Genomic DNA, 17484 nt, shown 5'->3' with positions numbered 1-17484 from the left:
CGTTTTGGCCCGCTGCCATCAGGGGAGACGCCGCCACACCGGTCAAGGGGGCGCGCCCCGGCCGCATTCCTTCCATCCGTGCGAAACGCTTGCCTTGGGGAAATGACTGTGGTGCAAGCTCGCCCATGGCCGACCTGTCCTCCCAAGCGCTCCACCACGACCGCATCCTCATCCTCGATTTCGGCAGCCAGGTGACGCAGCTGATCGCGCGCCGGGTGCGGGAATCCGGCGTCTACTGTGAGGTGTGGCCGTTCACCGCCACCGCCGAACGCATCCAGGGCTTCGAGCCCCGTGGCATCATCCTGTCCGGCGGGCCGGCCAGCACGGTGGATGAGGGCAGCCCGCGCGCGGCGCCGGCGGTGTTCGAGATGGGCGTGCCGCTGCTCGGCATCTGCTACGGCCAACAGACCATGTGCATGCAGCTCGGCGGCCGGGTCGAGAAGAGCGACCACCAGGAATACGGCCGGTCCTATGTCGAGGTGCGCGAAGAATGCGCCCTGACCCGGGACGTCTGGTCTCCCGGCGCGCGGGAGCAGGTCTGGATGAGCCATGGCGACCGCGTCGCCGAGCTGCCGGCGGGTTTCCGAATCGTGGCGGTGAGCGAGGGTGCCCCCTTCGCCATGGTGGCCGATGACAGCCGGCACTTCTACGGCATCCAGTTCCACCCCGAGGTGGTCCACACCCCGCATGGCGCACAGTTGCTGCGCAACTTCACCCACGGCGTCTGCGGCTGCGGGGGCGACTGGACCATGGCGGCCTTCCGGGCCGAGGCGATCCAGCGCATCCGCGCCCAGGTCGGCGACGGCAAGGTCATCTGCGGCCTGTCCGGCGGCGTCGATTCCTCGGTGGCGGCCGTGCTGATCCACGAGGCCATCGGCGACCAGCTGACCTGCATCTATGTCGACCACGGCGTGATGCGCGGCGGCGAGACGGAGCAGGTGGTCCGCACCTTCCGTGACCGCTTCAACATCAGGCTGGTGCACCGTGACGCCTCCGACCTGTTCCTCGGCCAGCTGGAAGGCGTCACAGACCCGGAGCGGAAGCGCAAGACCATCGGCCGCCTGTTCATCGAGGTCTTCGAAGAGGAGCAGGCCAAGATCGGCGGCGCTGATTTCCTGGCGCAGGGCACGCTGTATCCGGACGTCATCGAGAGCGTTTCGGCCACCGGCGGGCCGTCGGTCACCATCAAGTCGCACCATAATGTCGGCGGTCTGCCCGAGGGCATGCGGATGAAGCTGGTGGAGCCGCTGCGCGACCTGTTCAAGGACGAGGTGCGCGAGCTGGGCCGTGAGCTTGGCATGCCGGAGGAGATCGTCGGCCGCCACCCGTTCCCCGGCCCGGGCCTGGCCATCCGCATTCCCGGCGAAGTCACGCGGGAACGGGTGCAGATCCTGCAGAAGGCCGATGCCATCTATCTGGAGGAGATCCGCGCCGCGGGCCTCTATGACGCCATCTGGCAAGCCTTCGCCGTGCTGCTGCCGGTCAAGAGCGTCGGGGTGATGGGCGATGGCCGCACCTACGACAATGTCTGCGCCCTGCGCGCGGTGACCTCCACGGACGGCATGACGGCGGATGTGTACCCGTTCACCATGGAGTTCCTGACGCGCGTCTCGGCCCGCATCGTCAACGAGGTGCGTGGCATCAACCGGGTGACCTACGACATCACCTCGAAGCCCCCCGGCACCATTGAATGGGAATGAGGCGGCCGGGATAGCCGGGCGAGCGGTGCGGCGGGGAAGGCAGGGTCTCCCCTTTCCGTGTCAGCGGGGCGCCGGCCGCAGCCGCTCGGCCAGCACCGCCCCCAGGGCGCCCAGCAGCATCAGCGTCGCCATCGGCCGCGCCGTGCCGTCGGCGAAGTGGCTGAGCAGGAAGCCGCTGCTGCCGGCGATGGCGAATTGCAGCGTGCCCATCAGGGCCGAGGCGGAGCCCGCCTGCATGGCATGCCGGCTCAAGGCGCCGACCGCCGCGTTGGGCATCACGAAGGACGAGCAGGACATCGCCACCGCCACTGGCAGCAGGATCGCCAGCCAATGCGGCGGACCAACATAGGCGATCACGGTCAGCACCAGCGTTGCCAGCAGGATCGCCAGGGCCGCCATCCGCACCAGCCGCTGCGGCCCGAAGCGCAGCAGCATCGGCGGGTTGAGCTGCGAGCAGATGATGAAGCCGGAAGCGTTGGCGCCGAACAGGATGGCGAAGGCACCCGGCGTCATGCCGAACTGGCCGACGAACACTCCGGCCGCGCCGCCGATAAAGGCGAACAGCATGAACAGCATAGCGCTGCCCATCATCACGTGGGTGATGAAGCTGGGCTCGCGCAGGATCTGCAGGAAGCGCACCAGCAAGGCGCTGAAGCCGAGCCGCAGGCGGCGTTCGGGGGCCAGGGTTTCCGGCAGCAGCCGCCACACCAGCACGGAGGAGATCACGGCATATCCGGCCCCGAACCAGAAGATCGGCCGCCAGCCGCCGAAGTTCAGCATCAGCCCGCCCAGGCTGGGGGCCAGGATCGGTGCCGCGCCCATCACCAGCATCAGCCGCGACATCAGCTTCGCCGCCGCGTGACCATCCGCCAAGTCGCGCACCACGGCACGCGGCAGCACCATGCTGGCCGAGCCGCCGAAGGCGGCGACGCAGCGGAAGGTCGCCAGCATCTCGATGCTGGTGGCGGTGGCGCAGCCCACCGAACCGAGGATAAAGATGAACAGGCCGATCAGCAGCGGCCGCCGCCGGCCCAGCCGGTCCCCGAGCGTGCCCTGCACCAGCTGCCCGACCGACAAACCGAGGAACCAGGCGGCCAGCGTCAACTCGGCCGATCCCGTTGGCGCGCCGAACCCGTGCTCGATGGCTGGAAAGGCGGGAAGGTACATGTCGGTCGAGAGCGGCCCGATCGCGGTCAGAAAGCCGAGCAACAGGGGCAGCCAGACAGGCATGGTGGGGAATGATCCGGAGATGGAAGCGGGGCTGTGCAGGCATCGCCGTATCTCTGGCCATGCCGAAACAGAATGACCTGCCGCGCGAAGAACCGCCAGGGCCCACAACTGCTGCCGGATAGCGAAATCCGCCCGGATCCTGTGCACCGGAGAGCTGGATGATAATATTATGATTCACTGCGGCAGGTCATTCCGTCAGCAAGGTCACCCTGGTGCCGGCCGCTTCGCTGAGGCATGCGGCCACAGCTTCATCTCCTGACGTGCCGGGCGTCATCGATCACTCCTCAGCCAGGGGCGGGCTGCACGCCGCCGGTGCGAGAGGGCCGGCGGCCGCATCCGGCGGCGGGACCTGTTCGGGCCGCAGCGCCGCCCCCGGCCGCCTACATTGGCGCATTGCGCTTCCCCGCGTGTTCCGGCTTGCCGAGCGTTGGCGGGGCGGGAAGACTTGCCTGGCCGGCGACGCGCCGGCCCAGAAAAACCCAGGGAGAAATGCCGTGTTCCGAAATCTCGCTGCCCTCGCGGGCGGCCTCGCGCTCGTGGCCGGCTTCGGCCTCCCCGCCGCCGCCCAGCCTGCCGCCGACACGGTGGGCGCCATCCGCGCCCGCGGAACGCTGGTCTGCGGCGTGATCGGCACCACCGCCGGCTTCAGCCTGCCTGACAGCCGCGGCGTCTATCGCGGCCTCGACGTGGATGGCTGCCGCGCCGTCGCCGCCGCCATCCTCGGCGACGCGGACAAGGTGCGCTACGTCAACACCACCACCCAGAACCGCTTCACCGCGCTGCAATCGGGGGAGCTGGACCTGCTGGTGCGCAGCACCACCTGGTCCCTCGCGCGCGAGGCGGCGCTGGGCCTCGCCTTCGCCACAGTCAATTTCTACGATGGCCAGGGCTTCATGGTGCGGAAGTCGCTCGGGGTGGAGAGCGCCAAGCAGCTCGACGGCGCCACCCTGTGCCTGCAGCCCGGCACCACCTCCGAGCTGAACGCCGCCGATTACTTCCGCAGCAACGGCATCAAGTTCACACCGGTCGTCATCGAGAACGTCGAGGAACTGCGCTCCGCCTTTATTGCCGGGCGCTGCGATTCCTATACCAACGACACCTCTTCGCTTGCCGCCTTCCGTGCGGTGCAGCGCAACCCCGCCGACTACGTGCTGCTGCCCGAGGTGATTTCGAAGGAGCCGCTCGGCGCCGCCATCCGCAAGGGCGACTGGCGGTTCTTCGACATCGTGCGCTGGACGCATTTCGCGCAGCTGACGGCGGAGGAGCTCGGCATCACCAGCACCAACCTGGCCGAGTTCGAGAACAGCACCAACCCGGACGTGCAGCGCTTCATGGGCAGGAGCGGCGAGCTGGGCAAGATGCTGGGGCTGGCGCCGGACTGGGCGGTGCAGGTCGTGCGCCAGGTTGGCAATTTCGGCGAGACCTGGGAGCGCAACATCACCCCGATCGGCGTTCAGCGAGGGCTGAACAGCCTGTGGACCAAGGGCGGGCTGCAATATGCGCCGCCGATGCGCTGAGGCATCATGCCGGGGAGGGCGTCTCCCCGGCCGCCCTTACCCATGGGCGGCGAGAATCGCGTCGAAGCGTTCCCGCCGCAGCCGCTCGTAGTGGCGGCGGTGAAAGCCGTCGATCTCCCGCAGCTTCGCCTCGTCGAGCGGCATGAACTCGTAGGTTTCGCTCTGCGCGATGCGCATGCGGTCGAAGCCCATGGCGCGGAAATGCGCCGGCGAGAAGGAATTGCCCTGCTCGCCGATATAGCGGCCAAAGGACACGGTGGTCAGCACCCGCGTCATGCCCAACTCCAGGCAGGCGATGCTCTTGGCCGCGTCCTGGGATGACGCCTCAGTGGTGATGCTCAGCGGCCGGTAGAGTTCGAAGATGCGCCGGTGCGGCCGGTCATTGTAGTCGCGGCCCTCCAGCAGCGCGTAATACGGCGCTAGCCATTCCATCATCCGCCGCCAGGCCTGCCGCCGCAGCCCGAAGCCCCAATGGTGCTCCAGCGGGATGTATTTCACCACCGGGCCCGGATAATCCCGCCGGTGGTCGCCATAGGCGGCGAAATAGGCAACGTGGTCGAACGACTCGCTGCGGCGGCGCAGTTCCTCCAGCGCGAACAGGTACCAGGGGCCGAGCTCCAGATCGTCCTCCAGGAAGTAGGCCAGCTCGGCATCCAGCTCCTCGAAAGCCAGCCGCTCGCCGCGCAGGATGTTCTGCGCCACGCCGAGGTTATGCGGACTGCGCATCACCTGGCCGGCGGGAAAATGGCGCCGGAAGGCGGCGACGCATTCATCCAGCGCCGCATCCGTGGTGAAGCGCCGGCCGGTGTGGCGCGACACCGCGCCATCCTGAAGCAGCCACACTCGGGCGGGGTCGAATCGCACCCCGCGCTGCGCCGCGAGCGAGGCGCAGATCCGCTCCAGGTAGTGCGGCCGGTCGAACGCGTAGAGGATGATCGGCGCGGTGACGCTGTGCACCGGGCTCACCGGCCGGCGACGCGGCGAAAGCCGGGCTCGGCCGGAGGTTCGGCGAAATCCTCGTCGATCTGCTCCACCCAGGCCAGCGGCGGGCCCTTGCGGCAGGCGGTCAGCAGCGCGCTGACGGCGGCGGCATCGCCGGAAACCAGCGCTTCCACGCTGCCGTCGCTGCGGTTGCGCACCCAGCCCTGCACGCCCAGTCGGTGCGCCTCGGCCACCATCCAGTCGCGATAGCCGACGCCCTGCACCCGGCCGCGGATCCGCACCGTCTTGGCATCCATGTCCTGCTCCTCCCCTTCCGCCCTGGTCCACGGCGTGGCGGGAAGCGTCTCAGGCCCGTGCCAGCCGCAGCAATTGCGCCGCCAGATGGACGTCGCGCTCCACGGCCCGCTGCCGCGCCGCGGCTTCCTCGTCCACGCCCCACAATTCCTGCTGGTAGCTTTCATCGACGAAGCCGAGCCGGCAAGCCTCCGCCGCATCGACCTGCCCGGCCACGATGGCGAGACCCAGCACCAAGCTGCCCAGCGCCGGTACCGCGATTCCGAGCGCCGCCAGCTCCAGCGGCGGCAGGGCGGCCACGGCGCGGTGCAGCGCGGCCACCGAGGCCGGGTCCTGCTCCACCGGCATGATGCCAACCGTCACCCGCAGCGGGGCGTCATAGGTCAGGGCCGCCCAATCCAGCAGCGGCTGCCATTCCGCCGCCTGGATGGCGGCGAGGCGCGGCTCGGTCGCGCGGTAGCAGAGCAGGTCGGTTTCCCCATACTTCGCCACGGCAGCGGCGGAGGGCGCCGGGTCGGGCGCGATGCGGTCCACCGCCGTGGCGGCGACGCGGGTCAGCGGAACCTCCTCCAGGCTCATCTCGCCGCCCTTGGCGGCGCCGCCGGCCTGCTGCCATTCGGCGGCCACCGCCTCGGCCAGGGCACGGCCGGGCAGGCGCAGCGCGCCGCTGCCGGGCAGCCGCATCGGACGGCCGTCCAGTAGCACGGTGAAGCCATCCTCGCCTTCGGAGACGGTGGCCTGGTCCCAGAAACGCTTCATGCGCGGCTTATCGCGGAGGGCCGCTGTCGCATCAAGCCTTGTCCTTCCGCTGCGGCTTCAATCCCTGAAGGCCGCGCAGGGTCAGCACGGTGGCGAGCGACAGCATCACCGCCACGGCGAAGGCATGCAGCGCCACGGCGGCGCCGATCGCGCCCGTCACCCACAATCCGGCGGCGGTGGCGGTGCCGTGCACCCGTCCGCGGTCGCGGATGATGGCGCCCGCGCCCACGAAGCCGATCCCGGTGGTCAGGCCCTGCAGGATGCGCGACACGGCATCGGCGTTGATGTCGGCCGGCACTCCCGCCGCCTGCAGGAAGCCGCAGGAGGCCAGCGCCACCAGGGGGAAGGTGCGCAGCCCGGCACTGCGGTCCTCCCGCTCGCGGTCCCAACCGATCGGCAGGGCCAGCACATAGGCCACCACTAGGTCGCGGATCTGCAACAGCGCCGGGGCGAGTTGCGGGTCGTCAGGCAGCATCGGCTTCTCCATTCCGGCAACGGGGACGGTGCCGTCCGGTTGCCGGCTCCGCGTTGTCTCGCGCCGCAGGAGGCGTATAGATCCGGCCTGACCGCAGCGGAGGCCCGATCATGCGCAACGATCCCATCAGCCTGGACGAGCTGTCCGCCCGCATTGAGGGCAAGGGTCCTGCCTATACCCGGCTGGCCGACACCATCTGGGGCTTCGCCGAGCTGCGCTTCAACGAGCACCAGTCGGTGGCGGCGCAGATCGCGACGCTGGAAGGCGAGGGCTTCCGCATCACCCGCGAGGTCGCCGGCCTGCCCACCGCCTTCATGGCGGAATGGGCTCACGGCGGCCCGGTGATCGGCTTTCTCGGCGAGTTCGATGCCCTGGCCGGGCTCAGCCAGGAGGCCGGCGTGGCGGAGCCGCGGCCGGTGGTGCCGGGCGGCATCGGCCATGGCTGCGGCCACAACCTGCTGGGCTCGGGCGCCATGCTGGCCGCCGTGGCGGCGCGCGACGCGCTGGCCGCGGAGGGCCGCCCCGGCACCATCCGCTATTACGGCTGCCCCGGCGAGGAAGGCGGCTCCGGCAAGACCTTCATGGCGCGGGACGGCGTGTTCGACGACCTCGACGCCGCCATCTGCTGGCATCCCGGCGTGTTCGCCGGCGTGAACTCGGCCAGGACGCTGGCGAATTTCCAGGTGTATTTCCGCTTCAAGGGACGGCCGTCCCATGCCGCCGGCTCCCCGCATCTTGGCCGCTCGGCGCTGGACGCCGTCGAGATCATGAACATGGGCGCCAACTACCTGCGCGAGCACATCCCCTCCGACGCACGGCTGCACTACGCCATCACCGACGCCGGCGGCAATTCGCCCAACGTGGTGCAGGCCAATGCCGAGGTGCTGTACCTGATCCGCTCGCCCAAGGTGGCGCAGGCGGCGGCGCTGTTCGAGCGCGTGAAGCGCTGCGCCGAGGGTGCCGCGCACATGACCGAGACGCAGCTCTCGGTGGAGATCGACAAGGCCTGCTCCGAGGTCATGCCGAACACGGTGCTGGAGATGGTGATGCACGAGAACATCCGCCGCCTCGGCGCGCCGGTGTTCGACGATGCCGAACGCGCCTTCGCCGCCGCCATCCGTGAGACCCTGACGGCGGACGACATTGAGAGCAGCGTCGAGTTCTTCGGCGCCCCTCCGGAGGCCGCGTCGCTCGACCTGGCGGCCGAGATCCTGCCCTTCGACGGCACGCCGCGCTGGATGCCGGGCTCCACCGATGTGGGCGATGTGTCCTGGGTGGTGCCGACGGTGCAGTGCCACGGGGCGAATTACGCGGTGGGCACGCCGTTCCACACCTGGCAGATGGTGGCGCAGGGCAAGAGCCCGGCGGCGCACAAGGGCATGCTGCACGCCGCCAAGGCGATGGCCGCGACGGCGCTGGACGCGATCCGCGACCCTGAGCTGCTGGCCCGCGCCAAGGCGGAGCTGCGGCGGCGCACCGGCGGCCGGCCTTATGCCTGCCCGATCCCGCCGGAGGTCAAGGCGCCGCCGCTGCGCGCCGCGCGCTGAGGCCGGTTCCGCCCGCCCTCACCGCATGGCGGCGACGTCGATGATCTCGCTGCGCGGCAGCCGTGCCACCGGACCCAGGGTGGTCAGCGTGCCGCCATCCAGCATCACGTTGTGCAGCGTACCATCCGCCAGCAGCCAGGCGGTGTTGTCGCCTTCCGCCCGGCTGGCGATGTCGAAGGCCGCGCCGGCCGGCAGCGAACCGAGCAGCACCTTGGGCTGCTGTACCCCGTCATTCGGCGGCGCCTGCAGGTTCAGCTGCCCGAGCAGCATGTCCAGGGTGTAGAGCATCGTCGCGGCCGGCTTGCCGACGCTGTTGGTATAGGCGCCGGCAGTGATGCGCGGCACCGTCTCGCCGAGTGCGCCGGCCTGGTACTTCAGCGCACCGTCCCGCGTCACCGCGCCGGTGTCGGGATGGACGCGGAAATTGGTGCCGTTCATGCCCATCAGCCGCAGCCGGTCGGCCATCGGATTGAAGTCCACCACGGCGCGGCCGCCGCCCTCGAAACGCTCCGACAGGCTGCTGACCTGGACGGCTTGGCCGCTGGCGGGATCCACCGTGACAATCTGGCCGGCGCTGGTGACGCCGTAGAGCTTGCCGTCGGCCGGACGCTGATCGATGCCGAGCAGCGTGCCCTCCGCGCCGCGCACGGCCACCGGCTTCGCCGCCATGCGGGTCTCGGTGTCGATGGCGACGATCTCGTTGCTGTTGGTCAGTCCGATCAGGGTCGCCGCATCGGCCGCGCGGGTCAGGCCCAGCACGCCGGGCAGGATCATGGCGGCGCAGGCGAGGGAACGTGACAGGATCATCAGGTGGCTCCGGTTCCGTGAGGGCGGGATGCTCCTCTGCCGGCGTTACGCAGCCCCGGCGGGCTTGGACGCAGCCCATCTGATCACGAAAAAGCGATCCGGTTCAGCTCCCCGTCGCCGCGGTGAGCCTGCCGATGAACTGCACCGGGCCGCTCGGCCGCGGCAGCGGCGATCCGCCTGGCGGCTCCAGCGTGATCTCGATCAGCATGCCGGGCTGCGGCTCGAGACCGCCGGGCGCCACGATGATGCGTCCCTCGGGCGGGATCAGCCCCAGCGAGACCGGAGCGGTGGCGCCCTGCGGCAGAGCCCAGAGCTGCAGCACGCGGTCCGGCGGCAGGGGCTGCGGGTTCAGCGAAGCCAGCCGCAGTCCCTCGCGCGCCGTTTCCACCACCCAGGCGGGCTGATCGCGCTGGGTCAGCAGCACCGTCATCAGCCGCGGCGGCTCGGCGGGCTGCAGCAGCAGCAGCGCCGCGAGGCCGGCGGCCAGCCCGGTGGCGCCCAGCGCCCAGCCCCGCCAAAGCCAGCCCGCGCCGCCGTTCACGCGTCGCGGCCCGGCCGGGGCATCGGACAGAGATTCCTCGATGCGCTGCCAGAGCGCCGGCGGCGGCGCTTCGGGCGGGGACAGCGCCATCAGCGGCGACAATCGCGCTTCCCAGGCGGCGACGGCCGTGCGCATTTCGGCATCCCGCGCCATGACGCGCTCAACCGCCTCGGCCTCGCGTGCTTCCAGCGTGCCCAGCACGTATTCGCCGGCCAGCGCGTCGCGTTCTTCCTGCGTCATGCCAGGCACCCCCGAAGCTGCGCCAGGCCGCGCCGGATCCATGCCTTCACCGTGCCGAGCGGCTGGTCGAGCCTCGCCGCGATCTGCGCGTGTGACAGCCCGTGCACGAAGGCGAGCAGGATGCCGTGGCGGTTGCGTTCCTCCAGCGCCAGCAGGCAGTCGCGCAGCCGGCGTCCATCGGCGCGGGCGGCGACGCTGTCCAGGGCGCTGGCATCCACCGCCGCATCGCCGAGCGCGGGATCGTCGGTCAGGATCTCGCGCCCCTGCCGTCGGGCGATATCGAGCGCGGCATGGCGGACGATGCCGCCGAGCCAGGCTTCCGCCGCGCCGCGTCCGGGATCGAATTGTTCGGCGCGGCGCGCGATGTTGAGAAAGGCGTCGTGCAGCGCGTCGGCGGCGCGGTCGCGGTCGCGCAGGATGGCGTTGGCCACGCCGAACAACCGCACCGACTGCCGGTCATAGACACCGCGCAAGGCCGCGCGGTCGCCGGCCGCGACGGCAGCGAGCAGCCCGGTCAGATCCTGCCCGCCGCCATCCATGGCCTCAGCCCGCCGCCTTGGCTTCGCGCCGGCGGCGGTGCAGCACGAACTCGGTGTAGCCGTTCGGCTGCTTGGCGCCCTCGAACACCAGGTCGCGCGCCGCCCGGAAGGCCGGGCCGTCATAGCCCGGTGCCATCGGCCTGTAGGCCGGGTCCGCCTTGTTCTGCCCGTCCACCACCGCGGCCATGCGGCGCAGCGTGTCCTCCACCTGGCTCTCGCTGACGATGCCGTGGCGCAGCCAGTTGGCGATGTGCTGCGCCGAGATGCGCAGCGTCGCGCGGTCCTCCATCAGGCCGACATCGTTGATGTCCGGCACCTTGGAGCAGCCGACGCCCTGGTCGATCCAGCGCACCACGTAGCCGAGGATGCCCTGGGCGTTGTTGTCCAGCTCCGCCTGCACGTCGCCCGGTGCCCAGTTGCTGGTGCCGAGCGGGATGGTCAGGATGTCGTCCAACCTGGCGCGCGCCCCGCCCTGCGCGATTTCCTCCTGCCGCTTCGCCACGCTGGTCTCATGGTAGTGCAGCGCATGGAGCGTGGCGGCGGTGGGGGAGGGCACCCAGGCGGTGTTGGCGCCGGCCTTCGGATGGCCGCCCTTCTGCGCCAGCATGTCGCCCATCTTGTCGGGCGCCGCCCACATGCCCTTGCCGATCTGCGACTTGCCGCGCAGCCCGCAGGCGAGGCCGGTGTCGACGTTCCAGTCCTCATAGGCCTTGATCCAGGCGGCGCCCTTCATGTCGCCCTTGCGCAGCACCGGCCCGGCCTCCATGGAGGTGTGGATCTCGTCGCCGGTGCGGTCGAGAAAGCCCGTGTTGATGAAGGCGACGCGCGCCGACGCGGCGGCGATGCAGGCGCGCAGGTTCACCGTGGTGCGCCGCTCCTCGTCCATGATGCCCATCTTCAACGTGTTGCGCGGCAGGCCGAGCGCGTCCTCGACGCGGCCGAACAGCTCGTTCGCCCAGGCCACTTCCTCCGGCCCGTGCATCTTCGGCTTGACGATATAGACGGAGCCGGCGCGGCTGTTGAGCCGCCGGCCCTTCACGTCGTGCAGCGCGATGGCGACAGTGATCAGGGCGTCCAGGATGGTTTCCGGCACCTCCCTTCCATCCAGCATCACGGCATCGGTCATCATGTGGTGGCCGACATTGCGCACCAGCATCAGCGAGCGGCCGGGCAGCGTCAGCGTGCCGCCCTCCGGCGTGGTGTAATCGCGGTCGCCGTTCAGCCGCCGGGTCTGGGTTCGGCCGCCCTTCTCGAAGGAGGCTTCGAGGTCGCCTTTCATCAGCCCGAGCCAGGCGCGGTACACCGCCACCTTGTCCTCGGCGTCCACGGCGGCGACCGAATCCTCGCAATCCATGATGGTGGAGATGGCGGATTCCAGCACCACGTCGGCGATGCCGGCCGGGTCCTCCCGGCCGATGGGGTGGGCCTTGTCGACCACCACCTCCATGTGCAGGCCGTTGTTGCGCAGCAGGATGGCGGACGGCGCCTCGGCGCTGCCGGCATAGCCGGCGAATTGCGCGGAATCCCGCAGCGCCGTGGCGCCGCCCTGCACCAGCCCGACCACCAGCACGCCGCCGACCACCGACAGCTCCGCCACGTCCGACCAGGACCCGCCCAGCAGCGGCGCCGCGCCATCCAGCACTTGGCGGGCCCTGGCGATCACCTTCTCGCCGCGGGCCCGGTTGAAGCCGCCCTTGCCCCCTGCGCCACGGGCCAGCGCGCCCTCCTCGGGAATGGCGTCCGTGCCGTAGAGCGCGTCATACAGGCTGCCCCAGCGGGCATTACCGGCGTTCAGCGCGTAGCGGGGGTTGTTCACCGGCACCACCAACTGCGGGCCGGCCAGGGTGGCGATCTCCGGATCCACGTTCTCGGTGGTGATGGTAACCGGGCCGGGATCGGGCCGCAGGTAGCCGATCTCCTCCAGGAAGCCGCGGTAGGCGGCGAGATCCACCGGCTTCTGCGGATGCGCCCGGTGCCATTCGTCGAGCTTCGCCTGCAGCGCGTCCCGCCGGGCCAGCAGCTCGGCGTTACGCGGCCCCAGATCGGCAAGGATCGCCTGCATGGATGACCAGAACGCCGCCGGCTCGATGCCGGTGCCGGGCAGCGCCTCGGCCTCGATGAACTGACGCAGCACGGGTGCGACCTGCAGCCCCGCCTCGGTGTTCGCCATGCCCCGTGATCCTCCAAGCTGGTTCTTCTGGTCTGAGCATAGACGGCAACGCCGCCCGCCGGCAAAGCCGCCCCCGCCGCCTCACCGGGGTGGAATGCCCATTGCCGGTTTCCGCCGATGGGTGGACGCTGGCGGCCCCGATCCACGGAACAGGATGCCCGCCGCCATGGCCATCGCCTACGCACCCTCGCCCTTCGCCACCCAGCACTGGCAGGTCACCAAGCCGGCGGCGCGCGGCGCGCGGGGCCTGGTGGTGAGCCAGAGCCGCGCCGCCGCGGAAGCAGGCGTCGCGGTGCTGGAGGCCGGCGGCAACGCGGCCGACGCCGCGGTCGCGACCGCCTTTGCCCTGGCGGCGATGGAGCCCTGGAACTCTGGCCTGGGCGGCATCGGCTTCGCCCTGGTCCACAAGGCCGGACAGCCCCGGGCCGAACTGCTGGATTTCGGCCCCGTCGCCCCCGCCGCCAGCGATCCCTCCGCCTTTCCGATGACCGGCCGGATGAAGCAGGACCTGTTCTCCTGGCCGGAGGTGGAGGGCGACCGCAACATCCACGGCCCGCTGTCGATGGTGATCCCGTCGGCGGTGGCCGGCTACGCGGCCATGGCCGAGCGCTTCGGCAGCGGCATCGCCCTGGCCGATCTGCTCGGCCCCGCCATCGCCCTGGCCCGGCGGGGCCTGCCGCAGGACTGGTACACCACGCTGAAGGTGGCGAATTCCGCCAAGGTGCTGCGGCTGTATCCCGACAGCGCGCGCATCTACCTGCCGGACGGGCTGCCGCCGGTGGCGCCCTACCAGGGGGCACCGGGTTTTTTCCGCCTGGGCCGCCTGCCGGACACGCTGGAGCGGCTGCGCGACGCCGGATGGCGCGATTTCTACGAGGGCGAGGTCGCGGCCTCCATCGTGGCCGATGTGGCGGCGATGGGCGGCTTCCTGTCGGCCGAAGATCTGCGCGGCTGCCAGGCGCGCATCCGTCCGGCCCTGTCCATCCCCTGGCGCGGCGACATCGTGCTGCAGGGCGCCGGCGGGCTGACCGCTGCGCCCACCCTGGCGCGGGTGGCGGCGGAGATGGCGAGGCTCGACTCTGCCGCGCCGGATGCCGCCTGGTTCAGCGCCCTGGCCCGCACGCTGCGCGGTGCCTATGCCGAGCGCCTCGAAGGCCTCGGCGCCGCTACCGCCGCCGAACCGTCGGAAACCTGCACCACCCACCTCACCGTGGTGGATGCGGAAGGCAACATGGTGGCGATGACCACCACGCTGCTCTCCTCCATGGGCAGCCGCGTGGTGCTGCCCGGCAGCGGCGTGCTGATGAACAACGGCATGATGTGGTTCGATCCACGCCCCGGCTCGGCCAATGCCATCCGTCCCGGCGCCCGGCCGCTCTGCAACATGTGCCCGGTGACGGTGTCCGACGGCACCGGACCGGTGATGGCGCTGGGCGCCTCGGGCGGGCGGCGCATCCTGGCCTCGGTGGCGCAGATGCTGGCCTTCACCTTGGATTTCGGCATGACGCCGGAGGAAGCGGCGCACCACCCGCGCATCGACGTGTCGGGGCCGGACGGCGCCACCGCCGACCGCCGCCTGCCGGCCGAGGTTCTGGCGGCGCTGGAGGCGCAGGGCGAGCTCACCGTGGTGGAGCACGCCGTGCTGCCGGTGAACTTCGCCTGCCCTAACCTGATCCGGCGGGAGGAGGCGGGGTTCGCCGGCATCAGCGATGCCATGACGCCGTGGTCGGCGGCGGTGGCGGCGCGGTGACCGGCGCCGTGGCCGCCGCTGACCCGGCGCTGCGGCGGGTGGTGCGACGGGTCGCGGCGCTGAACCTCGGCTATTTCGGCGTGGAATTCGCCGTGGCGCTCGCCATCGGCTCGGTGTCGCTGCTGGCCGACAGCATCGACTTCCTGGAAGACGCCTCGCTGAACCTGCTGATCCTGCTGGGGTTGGGCTGGAGCCTGCGCCGCCGCGCGCGGCTCGGCCGGGTGCTGGCCCTGATCCTGCTGGTGCCGGCGTTGGCCACGCTGTGGACCGCCTGGACCAAGTTCCAAGCGCCCGTGCCGCCGGCGCCACTGGCGCTGACTCTGGCGGGCGCCGGCGCCATGCTGGTCAACCTGCTCTGCACCGCGATGCTGGCGCGGGTCCACCGCGGTGGCGGCAGCCTGACGCGCGCCGCCTTTCTGTCGGCGCGCAACGACGTGCTGGCCAACATCGCCATCATCCTGGCCGGGCTGGTCACCGCGTTTCTGTGGGCCTCCGCATGGCCGGACCTGATCACCGGCCTCGGCATCGGCGCCTTGAACGCCGACGCGGCGCGGGATGTCTGGCAGGCGGCGCGCGAGGAAGGCCGCGCGGCGTCGGCCTGACGCTCAGCGTGCGCGCATCGCCAGCAGAATACCGCCGCCGATCAGCGCCAGCCCGGCCAAGTGGAACAGTTCCAGCGCCTCGCCCAGGAAAACCACGGCCATCAGGCTGCCGAACACCGGCAGCAGGTGGATGAACTGCCCGGCCCGGTTGGCCCCGATTAGTTCCACGCCGCGATTGAAGAACAGGTAGGACAGCAGCGAGGGAAACACCGCGAGATAGCCCACCGACAACAGCGTCGCGGCTCCCAGCGGCGGCAAGGGCCGCGCCGCCGCCTCCCACAGCCAAGCCGGCAGCAGGGCGAGGAGGCTGGCGGCGACCGCGCAGAACAGGAAGCTCAGCGGATGCACCCGGGGGCGCAGGCGCAGGCAGGCAGAATAGATGGCATAGGCCAGCACCGCGCCCATGATCCAGAGATCGCCGGCGCGCAGCCGCAGCCCCAGCAGATCCTCCAGCGAGCCATGCGAGGCGATGCACACCACCCCGGCCAGCGACAGCGCCAGACCCAGCAATTGCCGCGGCCGCGGCGCTTCCCCGAACACCAGAAAGGAACAGGCGAGAATGGCGAGCGGGATCACCGATTGCAGCAACGCGCCGTTCACCGCCGTGGTGGACCGCAGCCCGAGATAAACGAAGGTGCTGAACACCGCGATGCCGAGCAGCCCGAGCAGCAGCATCAGCGGCCATTGCCGGAACAGCGCCGGGGCATCCCGCCGCAGATGCGGCCATGCGAAGGGCAACAACAGCAGCAGCGCCAGCATCCACCGCCAGAACGCCAGGAAGAAGGGCGGAACAATGCCATGCACGGCGCGGCCGATAACGAAATTGCCGGCCCAGAACAGTGACGCTGCCACCAGCAGCAGCACCGGCATGCCCCACAGGCGCTGCATCGGGCCGCGGCGCGGCCGGGGGGCGGGATGGCTCGGCGTCGGCATTGGGCATTCTCCTGCGGCGGGCCTGCCTGAGTCCGGAACCGGCCGGCTGCAAGTTTCGGACTGCTCCGCGGCCGTGTCAGGCGGTGGCCAGCAGCACCACGCCGGCCGAGATCAGCGCGATCGCCGCCAGCTTCTGCGCCCCCAGCGCCTCGCCAAAGGCGAAGTGGCCGATCACTGCGACGATGATGTAGGACGCGGCGGTGCAGGGCAGCGCCACGCTCATCGGCAGCTTGCGCAGCGCCACGATGTAGAGCATCGCCGCGCCGCCATAGAGGCCGAGCCCGATCACCGTTTGCCAGCGGAACAACTGCGTGACGAAGCTGCCGCCGCCGATTGTGCCCATCTTCAGCAGCACCTGCCCGGCCAGCGAGGTGCAGATGGCGGCGGCGAGCGTCAGCCAGTGGAACATCCCGGAGGCCAGCATCAGCGCGGCCCGCCGGTCACCACATCCCGCACCACACCTTGCGGCTTGCCATTGGCCGACAGGAAGGCCCGGCCGATATACTCGCCCATCACGCCCAGGATCAGGAACTGCATGCCGGCGACGAGCAGCGTCACCGTCATCACCGAGGCCCAGCCGGAGGGCGTTTCCTTGGTCAGCGCCTCGATCATGGTGAACACCGCACCGATCACGCCCAGCACGCCCATGCCGATGCCCGCCAGCATCGCCAGCCGCAGCGGCATCAGCGAGAAGTTGGTGGCGAGGTTCAGCCACAGCCGCACCAGCCGCCGCAGCGTGTAGTTGGAGCGGCCTTCCATGCGCGCCAGGTGCAGCACCTCGATGCTGTCGATGCGCTGCGTCACCTGCATCACCAGCCCGTCCACATAGGGATACGGGCCGGCGTAGCGCGTGACCTGCTGCACCACCAGCGCGCACATGCATCGGAAGGAGGACAGGTACAGGCCCTTCGGCTTGTCCATCAGCTGGTCCGCCACCCAGTTGGCGAAGCGGGAGCCGAGATTGCGCCAGCCCTCATGCTTCTTCTCGGCATAGCGGGTGTACACCACGTCCCAGCGCCCGAGCCGGGCATGGTCGTACAGCTTCAGCACTTCCTCCGGCGGGTTCTGCAGGTCGTCGTCCATGGTGATGACGTAGCGGCCGCGCATGTGCCGCAGCCCGGTCATGACGGCGTTGTGCTCGCCGAAATTGCGCGCATGCTCGATGTAGGTGACCGGCACACTGGCGGTGCGCGCCAGCTCGCGGCACACCTCGCCGCTATTGTCGGGGCTGCCGTCATTGACCAGAATGATCTCCAGCCCGCCCTCCGGCCGCAGGGCCGAGAGCGCGGCGACGAGCCGGCCCACCGTATCGGCGCCGCGATACACCGGCACCACGATCGACAAGCCCACGGGGATGCCGCGGGCAAGCGGATCATCGGACATCCGGTCCTCCGGGCCCGGACCCTTGATGGACGGGCCGACGGGGTGTTGCTCAGCA

17 protein-coding genes are annotated in these 17484 nt (G+C 70.4%); 5 read left to right on the top strand and 12 right to left on the bottom strand.

Translation table 11 applies throughout. From position 1 onward, the window contains the following. The first annotated feature begins 125 nt into the window (after nucleotides 1-125). Nucleotides 126-1700 carry a glutamine-hydrolyzing GMP synthase gene (guaA, locus tag D2K64_RS03340; protein WP_120006580.1) on the top strand — a complete coding sequence of 525 codons (1575 nt, stop codon included), beginning with the start codon at nucleotides 126-128 and terminating at the stop codon, nucleotides 1698-1700. A gap of 60 nt (nucleotides 1701-1760) precedes the next feature. Here the strand turns inward: guaA and D2K64_RS03335 are convergent, their stop codons facing one another. Next, the gene (locus D2K64_RS03335) at nucleotides 1761-2930 is read right to left on the bottom strand and encodes a multidrug effflux MFS transporter (protein ID WP_120006578.1); all 1170 of its coding nucleotides are present in this window, start codon (nucleotides 2928-2930) and stop codon (nucleotides 1761-1763) included. 494 nt (nucleotides 2931-3424) lie between these two features. Between D2K64_RS03335 and D2K64_RS03330 the strand changes: the two genes are divergently transcribed. Continuing rightward, the gene (locus D2K64_RS03330; protein ID WP_120006576.1) at nucleotides 3425-4447 is read left to right on the top strand and encodes an amino acid ABC transporter substrate-binding protein; all 1023 of its coding nucleotides are present in this window, start codon (nucleotides 3425-3427) and stop codon (nucleotides 4445-4447) included. A 36-nt stretch (nucleotides 4448-4483) separates the two neighbouring features. Here D2K64_RS03330 and D2K64_RS03325 read toward each other — a convergent pair whose 3' ends face one another. Genes D2K64_RS03325 through D2K64_RS03310 form a run of 4 tightly spaced genes read right to left on the bottom strand, consistent with a single transcriptional unit; the run spans nucleotide 4484 to nucleotide 6917 of the window. Continuing rightward, nucleotides 4484-5404 carry a glycosyltransferase family protein gene (locus tag D2K64_RS03325; RefSeq protein WP_120006575.1) on the bottom strand — a complete coding sequence of 307 codons (921 nt, stop codon included), beginning with the start codon at nucleotides 5402-5404 and terminating at the stop codon, nucleotides 4484-4486. A 5-nt stretch (nucleotides 5405-5409) separates the two neighbouring features. Then, nucleotides 5410-5685, bottom strand: a complete 276-nt coding sequence (locus D2K64_RS03320; protein ID WP_120006573.1) for an acylphosphatase — start codon at nucleotides 5683-5685, stop codon at nucleotides 5410-5412. A 49-nt stretch (nucleotides 5686-5734) separates the two neighbouring features. Continuing rightward, nucleotides 5735-6442 (bottom strand): ATP12 family chaperone protein, encoded by a 708-nt coding sequence (locus tag D2K64_RS03315; RefSeq protein ID WP_120006571.1) that lies wholly within the window; start codon nucleotides 6440-6442, stop codon nucleotides 5735-5737. A 31-nt stretch (nucleotides 6443-6473) separates the two neighbouring features. Beyond that, nucleotides 6474-6917 carry an MgtC/SapB family protein gene (locus tag D2K64_RS03310; protein WP_120006840.1) on the bottom strand — a complete coding sequence of 148 codons (444 nt, stop codon included), beginning with the start codon at nucleotides 6915-6917 and terminating at the stop codon, nucleotides 6474-6476. Between the two features lie 110 nt (nucleotides 6918-7027). Between D2K64_RS03310 and D2K64_RS03305 the strand changes: the two genes are divergently transcribed. Further along, the gene (locus tag D2K64_RS03305; RefSeq protein ID WP_120006569.1) at nucleotides 7028-8464 is read left to right on the top strand and encodes a M20 family metallopeptidase; all 1437 of its coding nucleotides are present in this window, start codon (nucleotides 7028-7030) and stop codon (nucleotides 8462-8464) included. 18 nt (nucleotides 8465-8482) lie between these two features. Here the strand turns inward: D2K64_RS03305 and D2K64_RS03300 are convergent, their stop codons facing one another. The 4 genes from D2K64_RS03300 to D2K64_RS03285 all read right to left on the bottom strand — a co-directional run bounded on the left by D2K64_RS03300 (nucleotide 8483) and on the right by D2K64_RS03285 (nucleotide 12761). Further along, nucleotides 8483-9271 (bottom strand): DUF4394 domain-containing protein, encoded by a 789-nt coding sequence (locus D2K64_RS03300; RefSeq protein ID WP_120006567.1) that lies wholly within the window; start codon nucleotides 9269-9271, stop codon nucleotides 8483-8485. 103 nt (nucleotides 9272-9374) lie between these two features. Continuing rightward, nucleotides 9375-10052: an anti-sigma factor gene (locus tag D2K64_RS03295; RefSeq protein WP_157985695.1), complete on the bottom strand. Its 678-nt coding sequence runs from the start codon at nucleotides 10050-10052 to the stop codon at nucleotides 9375-9377. Further along, on the bottom strand, nucleotides 10049-10591 hold the full coding sequence (locus D2K64_RS03290) for a sigma-70 family RNA polymerase sigma factor (protein ID WP_120006563.1): 543 nt from the start codon (nucleotides 10589-10591) through the stop codon (nucleotides 10049-10051). Before D2K64_RS03290 ends, D2K64_RS03295 begins: the two co-directional genes overlap by 4 nt. 4 nt (nucleotides 10592-10595) lie before the next feature. Further along, complete coding sequence (locus D2K64_RS03285; protein ID WP_120006561.1) at nucleotides 10596-12761, bottom strand: malate synthase G; 2166 nt, start codon at nucleotides 12759-12761, stop codon at nucleotides 10596-10598. Nucleotides 12762-12927: 166 nt separating this feature from the next. Here D2K64_RS03285 and D2K64_RS03280 point away from each other — a divergent pair, with 166 nt between their 5' ends. After that, complete coding sequence (locus D2K64_RS03280) at nucleotides 12928-14511, top strand: gamma-glutamyltransferase (protein WP_120006559.1); 1584 nt, start codon at nucleotides 12928-12930, stop codon at nucleotides 14509-14511. Next, on the top strand, nucleotides 14508-15113 hold the full coding sequence (locus D2K64_RS03275) for a cation transporter (RefSeq protein ID WP_120006836.1): 606 nt from the start codon (nucleotides 14508-14510) through the stop codon (nucleotides 15111-15113). Before D2K64_RS03280 ends, D2K64_RS03275 begins: the two co-directional genes overlap by 4 nt. 3 nt (nucleotides 15114-15116) lie before the next feature. Here D2K64_RS03275 and D2K64_RS03270 read toward each other — a convergent pair whose 3' ends face one another. The 3 genes from D2K64_RS03270 to D2K64_RS03260 form a co-directional block, all read right to left on the bottom strand. After that, entirely contained in the window at nucleotides 15117-16046 is a 930-nt protein-coding gene (locus tag D2K64_RS03270) for a DMT family transporter (RefSeq protein ID WP_238383978.1), read from the bottom strand. A 76-nt stretch (nucleotides 16047-16122) separates the two neighbouring features. Beyond that, nucleotides 16123-16470, bottom strand: a complete 348-nt coding sequence (locus tag D2K64_RS03265; RefSeq protein ID WP_238383977.1) for a DMT family transporter — start codon at nucleotides 16468-16470, stop codon at nucleotides 16123-16125. After that, entirely contained in the window at nucleotides 16470-17429 is a 960-nt protein-coding gene (locus tag D2K64_RS03260) for a glycosyltransferase family 2 protein (RefSeq protein WP_120006557.1), read from the bottom strand. The genes D2K64_RS03265 and D2K64_RS03260 overlap by 1 nt, the downstream gene beginning before the upstream one ends. Between the last annotated feature and the right edge of the window lie 55 nt (nucleotides 17430-17484).

Origin of the sequence: Teichococcus vastitatis (assembly GCF_003604215.1) — a bacterium.
Lineage (GTDB): Bacteria > Pseudomonadota > Alphaproteobacteria > Acetobacterales > Acetobacteraceae > Pseudoroseomonas > Pseudoroseomonas vastitatis.
Note: the sequence above shows the minus strand (reverse complement) of the source record. Positions and strands in the feature narration are given on the sequence as shown.

Bases quoted from the DNA above. Each gene is read 5' to 3' on its own strand.
- guaA (WP_120006580.1), top strand. From the start codon at position 126: ATGGCCGACCTGTCCTCCCAAGCGCTCCACCACGACCGCATCCTCATC.
- D2K64_RS03335 (WP_120006578.1), bottom strand. From the start codon at position 2,930: ATGCCTGTCTGGCTGCCCCTGTTGCTCGGCTTTCTGACCGCGATCGGG.
- D2K64_RS03320 (WP_120006573.1), bottom strand. From the start codon at position 5,685: ATGGATGCCAAGACGGTGCGGATCCGCGGCCGGGTGCAGGGCGTCGGC.
- D2K64_RS03315 (WP_120006571.1), bottom strand. From the start codon at position 6,442: ATGAAGCGTTTCTGGGACCAGGCCACCGTCTCCGAAGGCGAGGATGGC.
- D2K64_RS03310 (WP_120006840.1), bottom strand. From the start codon at position 6,917: ATGCTGCCTGACGACCCGCAACTCGCCCCGGCGCTGTTGCAGATCCGC.
- D2K64_RS03305 (WP_120006569.1), top strand. From the start codon at position 7,028: ATGCGCAACGATCCCATCAGCCTGGACGAGCTGTCCGCCCGCATTGAG.
- D2K64_RS03300 (WP_120006567.1), bottom strand. From the start codon at position 9,271: ATGATCCTGTCACGTTCCCTCGCCTGCGCCGCCATGATCCTGCCCGGC.
- D2K64_RS03295 (WP_157985695.1), bottom strand. From the start codon at position 10,052: ATGACGCAGGAAGAACGCGACGCGCTGGCCGGCGAATACGTGCTGGGC.
- D2K64_RS03290 (WP_120006563.1), bottom strand. From the start codon at position 10,591: ATGGATGGCGGCGGGCAGGATCTGACCGGGCTGCTCGCTGCCGTCGCG.
- D2K64_RS03285 (WP_120006561.1), bottom strand. From the start codon at position 12,761: ATGGCGAACACCGAGGCGGGGCTGCAGGTCGCACCCGTGCTGCGTCAG.
- D2K64_RS03280 (WP_120006559.1), top strand. From the start codon at position 12,928: ATGGCCATCGCCTACGCACCCTCGCCCTTCGCCACCCAGCACTGGCAG.
- D2K64_RS03270 (WP_238383978.1), bottom strand. From the start codon at position 16,046: ATGCCGACGCCGAGCCATCCCGCCCCCCGGCCGCGCCGCGGCCCGATG.
- D2K64_RS03265 (WP_238383977.1), bottom strand. From the start codon at position 16,470: ATGCTGGCCTCCGGGATGTTCCACTGGCTGACGCTCGCCGCCGCCATC.
- D2K64_RS03260 (WP_120006557.1), bottom strand. From the start codon at position 17,429: ATGTCCGATGATCCGCTTGCCCGCGGCATCCCCGTGGGCTTGTCGATC.